This is a genomic window from Devosia epidermidihirudinis (assembly GCF_000971295.1).
Classification (GTDB): domain Bacteria; phylum Pseudomonadota; class Alphaproteobacteria; order Rhizobiales; family Devosiaceae; genus Devosia; species Devosia epidermidihirudinis.
In genome coordinates this window covers 40394-57657 of sequence record NZ_LANJ01000019.1, presented here as the reverse complement: position 1 = coordinate 57657, position 17264 = coordinate 40394, and the positions used below count along the sequence as shown (strand labels likewise).

Sequence of the window (17264 nt, the reverse complement as noted above, 5' to 3'; positions counted from 1 at the left end):
AAATCCTGCGATGAATTACGTCTTGAAAGCCGCCCCCCTGACCGCTGCTGCGCTGGCGCCTTACGCCACCGTGCTGCGCGCCCCCGAGCGCAAGGCGGTCGTGTTGCCCGAGGTGCTGGAAAAGGGCGACGTTCCCGGCCATCACGCCTTCACCATCCTGTGCCCGAACCCGGTTGATGCCAGCGTGATCAGCGTGTCGGCGCTGGAGCGGCATGCCCATTCCACCCAGAGCTTCCTGCCTATCACGGCGGGCCGCTGGCTGGTTCTCGTCGCGCCGACGGCGGCCGATGGCTCGCCCAATCTGTCTGGGGCCAAGGCCTTCGTCGCAGGTCCCGAAGATGCCATCTGCATTGGCCGCAACGTCTGGCACGCCGGTCTGACTGTGTTTGATCAGCCAGCCGAATTCGGCATGGTGATGTGGAAGGCCGATGCTGGCGATGACGGCATTCTCCATCAGCTCGACACGCCGATCGCCGTCACTATCTGAGCCAAGGCGGTGTACCTGCATCGGTGATTGCAAATGGTGGTGATGGGATTATGGGTGGGGCCGTAGAAGCGGCTAGCCGTGATCTCATCGCTGCCGTCAATCGATCTGATCTGCAGGAGGCAATTCATGACGCTCCTCGAACGGATCGGGATTGCCCTCCCGATCATCCAGGCCCCCATGGCGGGTGTGTCGACCCCGGCCATGGCCGCTTCGGTGTCCAATGCTGGCGCGCTTGGCTCGATCGGCATTGGCGCTACCGATAGCGATGGTGCCCGCGCCATGATCGCCGAGACGCGGCAGCTGACCGGGCGCGCGTTCAACGTCAATGTGTTCGTCCATGCCACTGAGCTGGCCGATCCGGCGCGCGAGACGGCCTGGCTGGACGACCTCGCGCCGCTGTTTTCGGCCTATCAGGCCAGCCCGCCCACGCATCTTCGGACCATCTACAAGAGCTTTGCCGACGACCGCGCCATGCAGGATCTGCTGGTCGATCTCGCCCCGCCCGTGGTCAGCTTTCATTTCGGCCTGCCTGATGCCGCGGTGATATCGCGCCTCAAGGATGTCGGCTGCGTCCTGCTGGCGACGGCGACAAATCTGGCAGAGGCCCGTGCCATTGAGGTGGCGGGCATCGATGCCATTGTGGCGCAGGGCTATGAGGCCGGTGGCCATCGCGGCATGTTCGATCCCCATGCGCGCGACGAACAATTGGGCGCGCTTGCGCTGGTGCGGCTGCTCACGGACACGACGCGGCTGCCGGTCATCGCGGCCGGTGGGTTGATGGACGGGCGCGATATCCGGGCGGCGCTCGATGCCGGTGCGGTCGCCGCACAATTGGGCACGGCTTTTGTGCTGTCACCCGAGAGCAGCGCAGACGCGTTTTACCGCGCGGCGATGGCCCGGGCTGATACCACTGTCATGACGACAGCGATTTCGGGCCGCCCGGCGCGCTGCGTGGTCAATCGCTTTACCGCATGGGGCGCACAAACGCGGCTCGTCGCGCCGGATTATCCCCGGACATACGATGCCGGAAAGGCGCTCAATCAGGCGGCCAAGGCGGCCGGCGAGGGTGGTTATGGCGCGCAGTGGTCTGGCACGGGTGTAGGGCGTGCCGAGGCATTGCCCGCTGCCGAAATCGTCGCGCGCCTCGCCGCCCAGCTTAACGCGAACAGCGATTAGGGCGCTTCCTGACGACAGAGTGTGCAGTGTTTTCTGGCTTGGGTTTGGGCGCGGAACGGCCGATGACAGCGTCGAAAATCCATAGGAGTCGTCATGAGTGACCGCATTGCATATGCCAAGGTTTCGCCCGAAGTGTACCGAGCCTTTGGCGCCGTTCATGCCGCCATCGACGCTTCTGGCCTGCCCAAGCCACTGATCGACCTGGTCTATCTGCGCGTCTCGCAGATCAATGGCTGCGCCTATTGCATCGACATGCACTCGCGCGACCTGATCAAGTCGGGCCTGTCGGTGGACAAGCTGGTGCTGGTGCCAGTGTGGCGTGAAGCCGGAGCCGTGTTTGACCAACGTGAGCGGGCAGCGCTGGCCTGGGCGGAGGTCGTGACCCGTGTTGCGGAAACCAATGTGCCCGACGTCGACTATGCTGCCGCATCCGCCGCGTTCAGCGATAAGGAACTTGCCGACCTCACCTTCGCCATTGGCTTGATGAATGCCTATAATCGACTAGGTGTAGCGTTTCGTGCCCAGCCAGCCGCGGCCAAGCACGCCTAGCGCTGGCGCCACATCAGCCAATAGGGCCGGTCGGTGACCGGCTCATGCAGGGCGATCTGATCGACAAATCCCAGCCGCTGGTAGAACGGCAAGCTGAGGGGATTGAAGGTTTCCAGAAAGCTCGTGGCGCCCGCGATATCAGCCTTGGCCAGCGTTGGCGCCAACAGATCGCGAGCAATGCCGCGCCCGCGCGCCTCGGGCCGCACACCCAGAATGGATAGATACCAGCTGTCCGCAAGGTGGTCTGGCACCAGAGCCTCCATCGCCGCCCCGATTTCGGCATAGGCCGCAACACCCTTATCTCCCAGAACAACGCCAAGCGCAGCGGTGCGGCGCGCGGACTCAGCGGCAACCGTCGCCGCATCAGCGATATCGGTCACCCAGATGGCGGCGCCATCATCTCCGGCAATTTGGACGTCGCCCACATGGCGCGCTTCCTCCAGCGCATGGTCGAAATACTGCGCCAGCATATCCAGCCGCGCGGCCTCGTTTTCCGCGGTGATGGTGACGGCGCGATAGAAGGGGTCATCCTGCAGGGCGGCGGCCAGAGCAGTGGTGGCTTGAGTCATGGCGGGTCTCGTTGTCTGGCACTTTCCCTATGGTGCATCGCTCCACGGCGCAATTGGGCCGGGAAGAAAGCTGCCTCAAGCCGATGATGCGTCCTGTTTCGCCCTGATTTCGGCGGTCTTGCGCCGGTTTTCCCCAGACGCTCGGTGGATGGCCAAGTTCGTCAAAGCCGATTGACAGCTCCCATCACCCCTATTATTCATAAGATATGAAAATATGTAGAGGGGCATTTTTTCTCGCAGTTCTCTTGGAGGAGGGCGGCATCACTCAGAAAACATGACGGCTAGCATCTAATTTAAACGCTCCTCTTTGATGAGGCTGACGTTTTTGATGGGTGTTCAACTGCGTCAATATTTCTGGATGATCGAGTTGTAGTGCAATCTGCATTTCATGTGACTGAACTGATCTGAAGTAATTCGGCTCCGGTGAAATAGCCTGGGCTGAAAGCGTGCAAGCTATATTTATCGCCCGGGTTGAGTGGGCGATGGAGGGTGTGTCGTGTCTCCGGCGGGGAGGCTGGGCTCGACACGAAAAACAAGAAAAACTCCCGGAGGAGACTATCCATGCAAAAACGCTATCCGCGTCTGGCAGTGCTGGCTGCTGCTGCCTCGTTCGCGCTTGCTTCTGGCTCTGTTGCGCAGGCCGAAACCTACAAGATCGCCGTCTCTGTACCCTTCCTGGGCTTTCCCATCTTTGTTCACGCACTGAACTCGGTGGTGGAAGAGGCTGGCCTTATCGGTGATGTCGAAATTATCCAGCTCGACGGGCAGAACAGCTCGCCCAAGCAGGTCGCCGATATCGAGACCATGATCGTTCAGGGCGTTGATGGCATCCTGCTGTCGCCCATCGACGTCAATGCTCTGACGTCGGTGACCTCGGGTGCCATCAGCGAAGGCATTCCGGTGATCAACGTCGATCGCCGCGTTGAGAATGTCGATAACCTGCTGGCCTTTGTCGGTGCTGATAACGTCGCCGGTGGCGAGGCGCAGGCCAACTGGATCGTGGCAAAGTTCCCAGATGGCGCACGCGTGCTGCATCTGCAGGGCCAGCCCGGTTCGAGCCCAGCCATCGATCGCAACCGTGGCATTCACAATGTCCTCGACGCCATGTCGGATAAGTATCCAATCGTGGCCGAGCAGACTGCCAATTTCCTGCGCACCGACGGTCTGACAGTCACCCAGAACGTACTGCAGAGCCTCGATACCCCACCTGATGTGATCGTGGCCGCCAACGACGATAGCGCGCTGGGTGCCATCGAGGCACTCGAAGCGGCCAATCTCAGCGGCAAGGTTGCAGTGATCGGTTTTGATGCCCTGCCACCAGCACTCGCCAGCATTCGCGACGGCCAACTCGATGCCACCATCGAAATGGAGTTCGGCGAGCAGTTCCGCGAGGCCCTGCGCCTGATGGTGGCTCACCTCAAGACCAACGAGCCGCAGGAAGACCGCGTGTTCAAGCCCTTCGCGATCGACGCCGCCAATCTGGATAAGGCCGAACGCCTGGGTGAAGTCCAGTAGTTGCCGAGCCGGGCGCTTGCCAGCGCGAGCGCCCGGAACCGTCTGCCAGCAGGAAACTGACCATGCATGCACCGCTGCTCAAAGTTGAGAATCTCACCCGGATGTTTCCCGGCGTCATCGCTCTGGGTGGTGTCGATCTGGAAGTGCCGGAAGGGGAAATTCATGCCCTTCTGGGTGAAAATGGCGCGGGCAAGTCGACCCTGCTCAAGATCCTGTCGGGCGCTCAATCAGCCAGCAGCGGGGCGATCACCTTCGCCGGAGAGAGCTATGAGCCCTCCAGCCCGATTGCTGCCCAGCGCGCCGGCATCGTGACGATCTATCAGGAATTCAGCCTTATCCCCGACATCACCGTCGCGGAAAATATCTTTCTGGGCCGCCAGCCGCTGCGCAATGGCGTGGTCGATTGGGATCGCATGATCCAGTTGGCCGGCGATATCTGTCGCCGCGTTGGCCGCACACTCGATCCGCGCGCCATCGTGCGTGATCTCAGCGTGGGCGACCAGCAGCTGGTGGAGATCAGTCGAGCGCTGTCGATGGACGCGCGCCTGATCATCATGGACGAGCCGACCGCCGCATTGAGTGGTCCGGAAGTGACGCGTCTGCTCGAACTGATGCGCGCGCTGCGCGCAGACGGCGTCACCATCATCTTCGTCAGCCATCGCCTGTCCGAGGTGATGGATGTCTGCGACTCCTACACAGTGCTCCGCGATGGGCGGCTGGTTGGGGCGGGGCGGGTTGCCGACACGTCCGTGGCCAGGCTGGTGGCCAGCATTGTCGGGCGCGAAAGCGCGCCAACCTTCAAGCGCGCAGCACGCAAGGCCGATGCTGCCTCACCGCTGCTGCGGGTGGAAAATCTCAGCTATGCCGGGCATGGCGCCGATGCCATCAGCCTGCACGATATCAATCTGGAAGTTCGTCGCGGCGAAGTGCTGGGCATCGCCGGGCTGGTCGGGGCGGGGCGCACGCAGTTGGCGCGGCTGATCTTTGGCGCCGAGTTGCCCTCCAGGGGCACCATCAAGCTTGATGGTCACGCCACAACTATTGCCTCGCCTCGCGACGCCATCGCCGCCGGCATTGGGCTCGTGCCTGAGGATCGCAAGCAGCAAGCGCTGTTTCTCGATCTCAGCTCAAGCACCAACCTGTCGGTCACGACGCTGTCGGGGCTCACCGGCTGGTTCGGCTGGGTGCGCGAGCGGCAGGAAAAGCGGCTGTTTCAGGACTTCCGCAAAAAGCTGGCCATCAAGGTGTCGTCGTCCGACCAGCTTGTCGGCAATCTCTCGGGCGGCAATCAGCAGAAGATCATTCTTGCGCGCTGGCTGGCGCTGAAGCCGCGCCTTCTGATCGTGGATGAGCCGACCCGCGGCGTTGATGTCGGGGCGAAGGCGGAGATTCATGCCTTGCTCTGTGCCATCGCCGACGAGGGCGTCTCGGTCATCGTCATTTCGTCGGAGCTGCCGGAGATTCTGGCAGTCAGCGACCGCATTGTTGTGATGTGCGAGGGCCGCGTTACCGGCGAACTGGAGGGCGAGGCCGCGAACGAAACCAACGTTGCGCGTCTCATGCTGCCCGGCGCCACACACTGAATTCAGAACAACACCGCCGTCCGGGCTGGCAGAGGCCGCCGGGCAGGTCGGGGATATGCAGCAAGCAGAATAATGGAGGAGAACACAGGTGAGCAGTTCGGAGGGGATGGCCGAGGCCATCAAGAGCAGCGCTGGCAGCAATACCAAGGGGGCATTGGCCAGCCGGGCGATCAAGCTCGCGCCATTGCTGTTCCTGCTGGTCATCGTGGTGTTTTTCGGGCTGATGAACGAGCGCTTCTTCAGCGTGCGCAATCTGTTCAACATCGCCAATGAAGTCTCCGTCTTCGGCCTGATGGCCGTGGGCGCGACCTTCGTCATTCTCGCAGCGGGGATCGATCTGTCCGTTGGCTCCATTCTGGCACTGGCCGGCATGGTGGCTGCCGTGGTGCTGACCGGCGGCACCATGAGCTCGTTCAGCATCGATGGCGCTGCGGCGCAGGGTTTCGGCTGGGCGGCGGCGTTTCTTGCGGCTCTGGCTGTGGGCGCTGCCTGCGGCGGGCTTCAGGGTCTGGCCACCACCAAGCTGCGCGTGCCGGCGTTCGTCGTGACGCTGGGCGGCATGTCGGCGTTTCGCGGCGCCACACTGGTCATCAGCGGCGGCGGCCCGATTGCCACGTCCGATCCGGCCTTCCGTTGGTGGGGGCAGGGCCGCGTCCTTTTCGACACCGTGCCGACCCCGGTGGTGATCTTTATCGTGGTGGCCCTGCTGGCCCATCTCACGCTGCGCTACACCAAGTTTGGCCGTGACGTTTATGCCGTGGGCGGCAACGCCCAGGCGGCCCGTCTCGCCGGTCTCAATGTCGATCGCACCATCACATGGGTCTACCTGATTTCGGGCCTTCTGGCCGGGCTTGCCGGGTTCCTGCTCAGCGCGCGCCTCGGCTCGTCCGAAGCGGTGGCCGGGGCCGGGTTTGAGCTGCGCGTCATCGCCTCCGTGGTCATCGGTGGTACCAGCCTTTTTGGCGGCGTCGGCGGCATTGGCGGCACAGTCATCGGCGCGTTGTTGATCGGTGTTCTGCTCAACGGCCTCGTGATGCTCAACGTCAACGTCTACTGGCAGCAGATCATTGTCGGGCTGATCATCGTGCTGGCCGTTGCCTTCAACATCTTCGCCCGCCGTGGGTTGGGCCGCTCCTAAATCACTGATTTCAAAGCATAGAGTAAGATAATGATTACCCAGGAAGTATTTGGCGCACTCGGCGGCGAGGCCGTTACCGCGATCATCCTCAGCAACAAGAATGGCGTGAAGGCCAAGCTCATCACCTATGGCGCGCGCCTCACCGAATTGTGGGTGCCCGACCGTAACGGCGCGCTGGCTGACATTGTGCTCGGCTTTGATGACGTTGACAGCTACGTGGCCACCGACACCTTTTTCGGTGCCACCTGTGGCCGCTATGGCAACCGCATCACCAATGGCCAGTTCTCGCTCGAAGGCGAGGCCATTCAGCTGGACGTGAACGAGGCGCCGAACCATCTGCATGGTGGCGTTGACGGGCTGGACCGCAAGAACTGGGCCTTCGAAATCAACGAGGCCGCCAATAGCGTCGCCTTCACCTGCGTCTCGCCCGATGGCGAGATGGGCTTTCCGGGCAAGGCCGAGCTGCGCGCTACCTATACGCTGGGCGAGGACAATGTGCTGCGGATCGACATGGAAGGCGATGTCGACAAACACACCATCCTCAACCTCGTGCACCACTCGTATTTCAACCTGGCGGGTCAGGGGTCGGGCTCGGTGCTCGATCAGCAGATCCACCTCAACAGCCGCTTTTTCACCCCAATCGATGATGAACTGATGCCGACCGGGGAAATCCTGTCAGTCGCCAATACGCCATACGACTTCCGCACCCTGCGCCCCATCGGCGGGGAAATCGCCAAGCTGGAATCGGTTGGCAGCGGCATCTTTGGCGAGGGCGGTGGCTATGACCACAACTGGTGCCTCGACAATGCCGGCCAGAGCCTGCGCCCCTGCGCCGAGGCGTTTGATCCGGCCTCAGGTCGCGTGATGCGGCTGGAAACGAGCGAGCCTGGCGTGCAGTTCTATACTGGCGGCTATCTCAACACCGACATCGTCGGCAAGCAGGGCCTGAAACTCTGCAAATATGCCGGTTTTACGCTGGAAACGCAGAAGTTCCCGGATGCGCCCAATAATGCGCACTTCCCCGATTGTGAGCTGCACCCAGGCGAGCATTATCATCATACGATGGTGTTCAGCTTCTCTGCTCGATAGAGAAGTTTTGCCAACAGCCACCATCGGACAATTTGCGGCGCTCGGGGAATACTGTCGAGCGCGGCAAGTCGGCCGGTAAACGACAATCGCGGGCGTCCAAATTGTTGACGCATCTGCCTTTCAGGTATAATTCATATCATATGAAGAATAAGATTGTGAAAGCGTTCAGCACTGCCCGTCCAGTCGTTTCGGGTGGTCCCCAGGCCCCAGGCGTGAGCCTGCATCACACGGTGGTCAGCCAGATTGGCCGACGTATTGTGGCGGGTGATTTCCAGCCCGGTGAGACGCTGCCAACGGCGGACGAAACCAGCGAGATGATGGGCGTCAGTCGCACGGTGTTGCGCGAAGCAATCAAGGTTCTGGCGGGTAAGGGGCTGGTCGAGTCCCGCCCCAAGACCGGGACGCGGGTTCGCCCCCGTGCCGACTGGAATTTCCTCGATCCGGACGTGCTGTCATGGCGTTACGCCAGCGTGGGCAATCCGGACGATGTCAACGCGCTGTTCGAATTGCGTCGGGCCATCGAGCCGATGTCGGCAGCGCTGGCGGCGCGTCGGGCAAGCCCGGTGCAGGTGGCCCAGCTCAATACCGCTTTGGAGCGCATGGAAGAGGTTGGCGACGACAGCGATCGTTTCGCCGAGCCCGACCTGGTGTTCCACCAGACGATTTTGCGGATGACCGGCAATGAGCTGATTGGCTCGCTGGCGGCTCTGATTGAAACCGCACTCATCCTCAGCTTCCGCCTGTCCAATGACAACCCGGAAGGGCAGGGCCACTCCCTGCCGCTCCACCGGGCGGTGGCTGAAAAAATTGAAGCTGGCGACGAGACCGGCGCGCGCGACGCGATGCTGGTGCTCATCGACAATGCAGAACAAGACGTGCGGCGCTGGATCGAGGCGCGCACCCCTAGTCAAGGACACAAGCCGTGACCGACGAAAAACGTCGCCTCCGTTCCACCGCATGGTTCGGCGGCAATGGCAAAAACGCCTTCATGCATAGAAGCTGGATGAAGAACCAGGGTCTGCCCGACGATGCCTTTGATGGGCGTCCGGTGATCGGCATCTGCAATACCTGGTCCGAGCTGACCCCCTGCAACGCCCATCTGCGCGGCATCGCCGAGCATGTGAAGCGCGGCGTTTATGAAGCTGGCGGCTTGCCACTGGAATTTCCGGTGATGTCGCTGGGCGAAAGCAATATGCGCCCCACGGCCATGCTGTTCCGTAACCTCGCCAGCATGGACGTTGAGGAATCCATCACCAGCAATCCGCTCGATGGCGTCATCCTGCTGGTTGGCTGCGACAAGACCACGCCGGCCCTGCTGATGGGCGCGGCCTCGGCCAATCTGCCAACAATCGCCATTTCGGGCGGCCCCATGCTCAATGGCAAGTTCCGCGGCCAGGATATCGGCTCGGGTACCCATGTGTGGAAGTTCGCCGAAGAGGTGAAAGCCGGGCGCATGTCCGAAGAGGATTTCGTGTCGGCCGAGCAGGGCCAGAGCCGGTCGGCGGGCTCCTGCATGACCATGGGTACGGCCTCCACCATGGCCAGCATGGTTGAAGCTTTGGGCATTGGCATGCCCGACAACGCTGCCATTCCGGCGGTTGATGCGCGACGCGGTGTGCTGGCGCATCTGGCCGGTCGCCAGATCGTCGATCTGGTGCGCAAGGACGTCAAGATTGCGCAGATCCTCACCAAGGCCGCGTTTGAGAACGCCATTCGCGTCAATGGTGCCATCGGTGGCTCGACCAATGCCGTGCTGCATCTGATCGCCATAGCGCGTCGCATCGGTGTTGAACTGGATCTGGGTGATTGGGATCGCCTGGGGCGCGGCGTGCCGACCATTGTCGACCTGATGCCGTCGGGTCGCTTCCTGATGGAAGACTTCTACTACGCTGGCGGGCTGTCGACGGTGATGTCGGCGCTCGATGAAGCCGGAATGCTTCACGCCAATGAATTGACCGTCAACGGCAAGACTATCGGCGAAAACATCCGCAATGCGCCCAACTACAACAAGGACGTCATCCGCGAGTGGGACAACCCGCTGACCAAGGAAGGCGGCATTGCGGTGCTTAAGGGCAACCTTGCGCCCAGCGGCGCTGTCATCAAGCCATCGGCGGCCACGCCCGAGCTGATGCAGCATCGCGGCAAGGCGGTGGTGTTCGAAAATATCGAGCACTATTACGCCCGCATCGATGATCCCGAGCTCGATATCGACGCGACGTCGGTGATGGTGCTGAAGAATTGCGGGCCACGAGGCTATCCCGGCATGGCCGAGGTGGGGAACATGCCCCTGCCGGCCAAGCTGCTCAAGCAGGGCGTCTCCGACATGGTGCGCATTTCCGACGCGCGCATGAGCGGCACGGCCTATGGCACGGTGGTGCTGCATGTTGCGCCCGAAGCGGCCGCCGGTGGCAATCTCGCGCTGGTGAAGGATGGCGACATCATCGAGCTCGATGTGGCCGGACGGCGCCTTGAGCTGATGGTGTCCGACGAAGAGCTGGAGCTGCGCCGCCGCGAGTGGAAGCCGCTCGAGCCTCCGGCCAGCGGCTATCGCAGTCTTTATGTCGAACGGGTGCTGCAGGCTGATGCCGGCTGCGACTTCGACTTTCTCGTGGGGCGGCGCGATGCCGGCATCCCCCGAAACTCGCACTAAGGGAGGGGCCTTATGAGCACCGACATCACCCATCCGGCAGTCTATGCCAGCCTTGCAGGCAAGAGTGTCTTCATCACCGGGGGCGGCAGCGGCATCGGGGAAAGCCTGGTTCGCCACTTCTGCGCGCAAAAGAGCCGCGTGACCTTTGTCGATATTGCCGAGGAAGCTTCCCAGAAGCTGGTGGCCGACATCGCCGCCGCCGGCGATCCTGCGCCGCTGTTCATCCCCTGCGATCTGCGCAATGTCGACGATCTGCGCGACGCGGTTGACCGCGCCGTGGCCGAAAATGGTCCGATCAATGTTCTCTGCAACAATGCCGGCAGCGACGATCGTCACCAGACCGAAGATGTGACGGTGGCCTATTGGGATGATCGCATGGCGGTCAATCTGCGCCATCAGTTCTTTGCCGCGCAGGCCGTGCGCCCGCACATGAAGGCGCAGGGCGGCGGTTCGATCATCAATTTCGGCTCCATCACCTGGATGGTGGGCGATCCCGATTGCCCGGCCTACGTCACGGCCAAGGCAGCCGTCTATGGCATGACCCGTGCGCTGGCGCGCGAACTCGGTCCCGAGCGCATCCGCGTCAATTGCATGGTGCCCGGTTGGGTAATGACCGAGCGTCAGGTTCGCTTGTGGCTGAACGAGGCAGGCGAACGCCAGATCGAAGAACGCCAGTGCCTGCCAGATCGCTTGCAGCCGTCTGATATTGCGCGCATGGCGCTGTTTCTCGCGGCCGACGACAGCCGCATGTGCACCAGCCAGCAATTTATCGTCGATGGAGGCTGGGTATGAGCCTGTCCATGCGTCTCGTTCAATATCTCAGCGAAAGTGGCCAGCGCCGCGTCGGCCAGGTCTCGGCTGACGGCAATCACCTGCACCCGCTCAAGGATACGCAGTCGGTTCGCGAGCTGGCCGAAGCGGCCATTGCGCGCAAGGTGGCGCTCAGCACTGTGGTCACGGAGCGCGTCACCACGGAGAGCGTCGATTACGATGCGCTGTTGCAGCACAATCGCGTCTTGGCGCCGCTCGATCATGACGAGCCTGCGCGTTTCCTCATCACCGGCACGGGCCTGACCCATACCGGCAGCGCTAATGCCCGCGACAAGATGCATGTGCTGACCCACGGCGAAGATGCCGACGAGTCTGACTCGCTCAAGATCTTCCGTATGGGTCTTGAGGGCGGCAAGCCGGCAGCAGGTCAGCTGGGTGTGCAGCCGGAGTGGTTTTTCAAGGGCGTCGGCACATGCGTCGTGCCGCCCGGTGCGCCGCTGCCACTGCCGGCCTTTGCCAAGGCGGGCGCTGAGGAGGCCGAGATCGTCGGGCTCTATATCAACGACCCGGACGGCAAGCCCTATCGCATCGGTTATGCGCTCGGAAACGAGTATTCCGACCATGTGACGGAAGGCGAGAACTATCTGTTCCTCGCTCATTCCAAGCTGCGCTCATGCTCGATCGGACCTGAGCTGCTGATAGGTGAGCTGCCGCAGGAAGTGCGCGGGCGCTCACGCATCGTGCGCGATGGGGCAGTGGTCTGGGATGAGGAGTTCCTGTCGGGCGAAGCGCACATGTCGCACTCCATCGGCAATCTGGAGCACTACCATTTCCGCTACCCCATGCACCGCCGCCCCGGCGATCTGCATGCCTACTTCTTTGGCGCGGCCGTCATGAGCTACGCCTTCGCCGTGAAAACCGAACCCGGCGACGAATACATCATCGAAGCCCCAGCCTTCGGCAAACCACTGCGCAACCGCATGGAGCTTGTTGAAGATGAGGGCCTCGTGAGCGTCACAGCGCTCTAGGCAACAGGAACCCGACCTTCACGGAGGTCGGGTTTTTCATTTGTCCGAAAATCGTCGAAATCATCTGCGCATTGCTGGGCGACACGGCAGGGAGTTGCGCGTTGAGCAAGACCATCACCATCGACGGCGGCGCCATAGACGACATTGGCTCGTTCTACGCCGAGATCAATCGCGTGTTCATGGTAGGTGTCGACTGGCAGCTGGGTGAAAGCCTCGATGCCTTCAACGATCTGCTCTATGGCGGGTTTGGCGCCATTGAGGGGAACGAGGCGATTGATCTGGTCTGGACCGAGTTCGAGCGGTCAAGGGATCGCCTGGGGCGGGATGTGACGCGACGGTTTCTGAGCGCCAAACTATCCCATCCCGACAGGTTCGACACTGCGCGTATCGAGCGCGACCTTGCGGCGCTCGATGCGGGCGAGGGGCAAACCTATTTTGAAATCCTGCTGGAGATCATTGGCGATCATCCCAACATCACGCTGATCGCGCGCTAGGTCACCAGCTGGATGAAGTCGATGATGATGGCGGAGATCACGCCGATCACGGTCGACACCACGCCAGCCACGAACTGGGATGTGGCGCGATCAAATTTGGTTCGTTCGAGCGAGGTATGTTGGAGCAGTTTGAGTAGCGCAATGGTCTGCAACGTAATGCCCAGCGAGATCAGTCCCACGGTGGGCAGGTCAACCATCGTCCAGGGAATCGGGTTGCTCGCCCACTGAGTTAGAAAGCCCAGTGAGAATGCCAGAACGATTCCCACAACGGTGACCGTACCGTTGCGGAACAGCAGCTCAACCCGCTGCTCGCCTGGCTCGTAATTCGTCATTGCCCACCCCCAAGAAATTATCGCGTCATCAAAAGGTATGATTGCCCCGGCGTCCATCGCTGTCGGTGAGCGCGATGAATTTTCTGTTGAGCATGAGTAATTTCCGGCGTTTTTGAGCGTGTTTCCGAACCTCCCGCATTATCGCCCGATACGGCTAACCGCGCCTATCGCACTATGTTCACACCATGTGAGTGCCGTGCGGCGGGCGGACGCACTGGATTGATTACCGCAAATCGCTTACCTTAGTGGTGCAAGATGAATAGGGGGGCCGTTCTGAATGCATGCGTTTGTAGATGCAATATTGCGCCGTATCCCCGATGTACGCGAAAGCGCCGATATCGATTTGCTGCTCGGTCACCTGGCCGAGCACCTCGGGTATCGGGGGGCATTTCTCGTTGTTTTTCCGCAAGATCGTTCGCTGGCCACAAGGCTTTGGGACAGCGACAGGAATCGCTCAATCTGGTGGCATGGGGACCCTGAGGGTGCCCTGATATCCTCTGTCCGCGCTGCCACGGACAGGATGGCGCTCAGCGGCATCCACTTTGTCGAAATATCGCCTGACGACGCGAGCTATCCCTACGCGGCGACCTACGACTTCACCACCGTAACCGTCGTCCCAGTCACCTTCGACACCCAACTCCGCGGGATGGTTTGTTTCACCGGCGAGCGGATGGACCACACTGATTTCGAGGTTGCGCTGGAGATCGTCTGCTACTCGTTGCTGGTCCAGGCAAATTACCTGGCGTCGAGCTCCCGCCCGCACGTCGCCCTGACCCCGCGCGAGCATCAGGTGATGGAGTTATCCGCGGCTGGGCTCACATCCGAAATGGTTGCGAACGAGCTGGGGATGTCCCCGCGCACGGTCAACCAGCATGTCGATAATGTGTCCAGTAAGCTCAATGCCCGCAATCGCGTCCATGCGGTCGCGGAAGCTATGCGGCGCGGGCTGTTGCGCTAAAGCAGGTCGCGCCGGATCGCCTCGGCAACCGTGTGAACGCGGTTCCTGGTGCCCAGCTTGATCGCCACGTTATCCACGTGGTGATTGACTGTGCGTGGCGACATCCCCAGGCGCTCGGCCACTTCTTGTGAGGTCAGTCCTTTTGCCGACAGGCCCAGCACTTCACGCTCGCGGGGTGTCAGGCTGGTCGCAGAGGTTTTGATGCCCGGAACGCGGAACGAACGGGTCTGCGAGAATAGGTTATAACCGATCAGCTGCAGCGCAATTTCCTGATCCGGCGTCAGGCGTTTCTCTCCACAAAAGCCCAACAAACCAACCACCTCACCGTCGAAGTCGATGGGCAGCAAAAGGGTGTTGATCATATCCATCTGGCGCGCCAGCGTCAGAACGGGATCGTTGGGTTGGTGGAAACGCGACGCATCGAGATAATGCAGGAGCGCATCAGGGTTACGTCGGGCATCAAAGAGTGCGTTGGAGCGGGCGCCGTAGGCGAAGAAACGGTCCCACCATTCGGTGCGGCCGGGGTCGCTGTCGAGCACCTGCAGAGCTGCCCGTAGCGTGCTCGTGTACTCAACCAGATACCCGCTTCGGAAACCGAGTTTCGAAGCGAGTTGCCCCAGGACAAGGACGATGTCTTCATCGCCCTTCGCCGCAAGCGTACGTGCCAAATAATCTTCTACAAGCGCTAGCATTGCCGGTTTTGCCCCACTGGCGAAAGCCCTTCCCGTTGAGGAAGAATCGCGACCATGCATCTGAAATTATTGGGGGGTGGATACAAACGCCACTGGAAAAAGTACCGAGGTAAAAAACCGCAAGGGAAAACCTTACGATTAAGAATCAGTCGCTTAGCACCTATCTTTGATTCGTCCCTCGGAGAATGGTCGGACCTCCCGACCAGGGTTTAGGCCCGGGTAAAGTCACCGACTTCTTCACCCCAGAAGGCGTGGTTGGGGGCAGAATTGTTGCGGCTCAACAGCTTGCGTTCCCAAACAACTCTGCCCCCGACTTGCTATGCCGCGTGGACACCAAGGCCGCTATTGGCCACCAGATCATCGATAAACTCGGGACGGTGGAACAGGTATCCTTGGCCAAGAGTGATGGCCGTATTGTCCTGCAAAAAGTGCAGCTCTTCTTCAGTCTCGACGCCCTCGGCGACTAGATAAATTCCGAGCGCTGCGCCGAGAGATTCAATGGCGCGCAAAATGGACTGGCTGCGTGGGCGCAGATGGATCGAAGAGATGAACGAGCGGTCGATCTTGAGCTCGTCCGCTGTGATATCAGCCAACGTGGACAGACTGGAATAGCCAGTGCCGAAGTCATCGATGGAAATGCCGACGCCGGCCTCGCGCATCATCGGCAGGGTCTGGGTCTGGAACACGCTGGCGGTGATGAGGGATTCCTCGGTCAGCTCCAGCATGAAATTGCCGGCACTGCCGCTGGACTGAACCTGCCGCACGATCGAACGCATGAAGCCGGGGCGGCTCGCCTGGGCTGCCGACACATTGACGCTGTAGCGCATGTCGCGCCCGAAGGTCTTGTTCAGGGTGGGCAGTTTCTGGATCAGCTCGTCGAGCAACATGCCGGTAATGCCGTCGAGCAGCCCCAACTCACCGGCAGGTTGCAGGAAGGTCGCAGGCGGGTGCACGACCCCCTCACTATCGACCCAGCGGGCCAAGGTTTCAAAGCCCACAACGCGCCGCGTGCCCATGTCGACCTTGGCCTGCAACACGCAGCGGAACTGCCGCTCGGCAAAGCCGTTGCGCAAGCGCTCCTCAAGGGACATGCGCTCGTCCATCTGCTGGCCCATGGCCTTGCTGAAGTAGGTCACATTGCCTTTGGCCGTGCTTTTGGTGCTGTACATGGCCGCGTCGGCATTGCGGCGCAGAGTTTCATAGTCTCTGCCATGGGTGGGAAAAATGGCCACACCGACGGAGCCGGAGCATTTGACGCTGAGACCCTCGATGGCGAAGGGTTTTTTCAGCAGGTCGCGCACGCGGTTGACCAGCACCGAAATCTCACGGCGCTCCACGAATGGATCGAGAACTAGGACGAATTCATCACCACTGATACGGCCCAGAATATCGGTCATGCGCAACTGCGACTGGATTCGCTCTGCCACACCGCAGAGGAGGGCATCCCCCACAGCGTGCCCGTAGAAATCGTTGACCCGCTTGAAGTCGTCGAGATCGATAAAGGCCAGGGCGAGCCGCTCGCCGTCCTTCTTCGTCGACAAGCGCTTGTCGACCAATTCCTGCACATAAGCGCGGTTGGCAAGGCCAGTGAGCTGGTCGTGATTGACGCGATGAGCCAGTGCGCTCTGGCTCTGGGTCAGCTGATCGGTCAGGTGCTTCAGGCGATGGCTTTCCGCCTCGGTCTGGTGCGCGCGGCTGGCTGCCATGGCGTGTGACGCCAGCAGCGAAAACTTTCGGGCGAGCGCGACATGGGCGCGATCGAAACCGTCCTGATCCGGGCGCCGCAGCAGGACCAGCATCCCGCGCCGGTCACGCACGCCCAGGGGAAGGTAAAGCGCGGGTTGGGACTTGCTCAGGTCATCTGAGGTGTCGAGCAACCAATCGGGCAGGGCGCTGTCGGTCAGCGTCGTCACGATGCGGCCCCCCAGCACCTTGGTCAAAAGGGCATCGGCCTTGCAGCGCAATGAGAGGAGCGCAGGGTGGCTGGACGCGGTGCACTCGAGCTCGTCTGAGCCTTCTTCGGCTTGCACAAGCACGATGGCATGGCTGGCCTCAAAAACCGGCAGGAGCGCACCGAAAACCCCGGTGAATGGGTCGTCGTTCTCCTTGACCACGAGCAGGGTGTCGAGGGCCTGCAGCAGCAGCGTGGCATGTGCGGCCTCGGTGCGCAGACTATCCAGTTCCTGGCGCATGCCGACCAGGGTTTCGCGAAGTTCTTCGTTGCCTTCCATGA

The 17264-nt window shown here is 61.4% G+C and carries 17 protein-coding genes; 13 read left to right on the top strand and 4 right to left on the bottom strand.

The window, feature by feature from the left end; genetic code table 11:
• Positions 1-10 precede the first annotated feature (10 nt).
• The 3 genes from WH87_RS19075 to WH87_RS12010 all read left to right on the top strand — a co-directional run bounded on the left by WH87_RS19075 (position 11) and on the right by WH87_RS12010 (position 2212).
• A complete protein-coding gene (locus tag WH87_RS19075; RefSeq protein WP_052726191.1) occupies positions 11-487 on the top strand; it encodes an ureidoglycolate lyase in 477 nt (158 codons plus the stop codon).
• Positions 488-613: 126 nt separating this feature from the next.
• A complete protein-coding gene (locus WH87_RS12015) occupies positions 614-1663 on the top strand; it encodes an NAD(P)H-dependent flavin oxidoreductase (protein ID WP_046137525.1) in 1050 nt (349 codons plus the stop codon).
• 93 nt (positions 1664-1756) lie between these two features.
• Positions 1757-2212, top strand: coding sequence for a carboxymuconolactone decarboxylase family protein (locus WH87_RS12010; RefSeq protein ID WP_046137526.1), 456 nt, complete (start codon positions 1757-1759; stop codon positions 2210-2212).
• On the opposite strand, the gene WH87_RS12005 is transcribed toward WH87_RS12010, so the two are convergent.
• On the bottom strand, positions 2209-2781 hold the full coding sequence (locus tag WH87_RS12005; RefSeq protein WP_046137527.1) for a GNAT family N-acetyltransferase: 573 nt from the start codon (positions 2779-2781) through the stop codon (positions 2209-2211). The two genes, WH87_RS12010 and WH87_RS12005, sit on opposite strands and share 4 nt — an antisense overlap.
• Positions 2782-3342: 561 nt before the next feature.
• On the opposite strand from WH87_RS12005, the gene WH87_RS12000 reads away from it, so the two are divergent.
• The 9 genes from WH87_RS12000 to WH87_RS11960 all read left to right on the top strand — a co-directional run bounded on the left by WH87_RS12000 (position 3343) and on the right by WH87_RS11960 (position 13049).
• On the top strand, positions 3343-4296 hold the full coding sequence (locus WH87_RS12000) for a substrate-binding domain-containing protein (RefSeq protein WP_046137528.1): 954 nt from the start codon (positions 3343-3345) through the stop codon (positions 4294-4296).
• Positions 4297-4358: 62 nt separating this feature from the next.
• Positions 4359-5879: a sugar ABC transporter ATP-binding protein gene (locus WH87_RS11995; RefSeq protein WP_046137529.1), complete on the top strand. Its 1521-nt coding sequence runs from the start codon at positions 4359-4361 to the stop codon at positions 5877-5879.
• Positions 5880-5985: 106 nt separating this feature from the next.
• Complete coding sequence (locus WH87_RS11990; protein ID WP_046137530.1) at positions 5986-7017, top strand: ABC transporter permease; 1032 nt, start codon at positions 5986-5988, stop codon at positions 7015-7017.
• A gap of 30 nt (positions 7018-7047) precedes the next feature.
• A complete protein-coding gene (locus tag WH87_RS11985; protein WP_046137531.1) occupies positions 7048-8106 on the top strand; it encodes an aldose epimerase family protein in 1059 nt (352 codons plus the stop codon).
• 155 nt (positions 8107-8261) lie between these two features.
• On the top strand, positions 8262-9032 hold the full coding sequence (locus WH87_RS11980; protein ID WP_245622397.1) for a FadR/GntR family transcriptional regulator: 771 nt from the start codon (positions 8262-8264) through the stop codon (positions 9030-9032).
• Positions 9029-10756 (top strand): IlvD/Edd family dehydratase, encoded by a 1728-nt coding sequence (locus WH87_RS11975; RefSeq protein ID WP_046137533.1) that lies wholly within the window; start codon positions 9029-9031, stop codon positions 10754-10756. The genes WH87_RS11980 and WH87_RS11975 overlap by 4 nt, the downstream gene beginning before the upstream one ends.
• Before the next feature lie 12 nt (positions 10757-10768).
• Complete coding sequence (locus tag WH87_RS11970) at positions 10769-11548, top strand: SDR family NAD(P)-dependent oxidoreductase (protein WP_046137534.1); 780 nt, start codon at positions 10769-10771, stop codon at positions 11546-11548.
• An 8-nt stretch (positions 11549-11556) separates the two neighbouring features.
• On the top strand, positions 11557-12555 hold the full coding sequence (gene araD1, locus WH87_RS11965) for an AraD1 family protein (protein WP_046137619.1): 999 nt from the start codon (positions 11557-11559) through the stop codon (positions 12553-12555).
• 101 nt (positions 12556-12656) lie between these two features.
• Positions 12657-13049 carry a barstar family protein gene (locus tag WH87_RS11960; protein ID WP_046137535.1) on the top strand — a complete coding sequence of 131 codons (393 nt, stop codon included), beginning with the start codon at positions 12657-12659 and terminating at the stop codon, positions 13047-13049.
• Here the strand turns inward: WH87_RS11960 and WH87_RS11955 are convergent.
• Positions 13046-13381 carry a hypothetical protein gene (locus WH87_RS11955; protein WP_046137536.1) on the bottom strand — a complete coding sequence of 112 codons (336 nt, stop codon included), beginning with the start codon at positions 13379-13381 and terminating at the stop codon, positions 13046-13048. The two genes, WH87_RS11960 and WH87_RS11955, sit on opposite strands and share 4 nt — an antisense overlap.
• A 301-nt stretch (positions 13382-13682) precedes the next feature.
• Here WH87_RS11955 and WH87_RS11950 point away from each other — a divergent pair, with 301 nt between their 5' ends.
• Entirely contained in the window at positions 13683-14339 is a 657-nt protein-coding gene (locus WH87_RS11950) for a helix-turn-helix domain-containing protein (RefSeq protein ID WP_197410797.1), read from the top strand.
• Here WH87_RS11950 and WH87_RS19820 read toward each other — a convergent pair.
• A complete protein-coding gene (locus WH87_RS19820; protein WP_197410796.1) occupies positions 14336-15007 on the bottom strand; it encodes a helix-turn-helix transcriptional regulator in 672 nt (223 codons plus the stop codon). The genes WH87_RS11950 and WH87_RS19820 overlap by 4 nt on opposite strands.
• Before the next feature lie 341 nt (positions 15008-15348).
• Complete coding sequence (locus WH87_RS11940) at positions 15349-17262, bottom strand: putative bifunctional diguanylate cyclase/phosphodiesterase (RefSeq protein WP_046137538.1); 1914 nt, start codon at positions 17260-17262, stop codon at positions 15349-15351.
• Positions 17263-17264 lie beyond the last annotated feature (2 nt).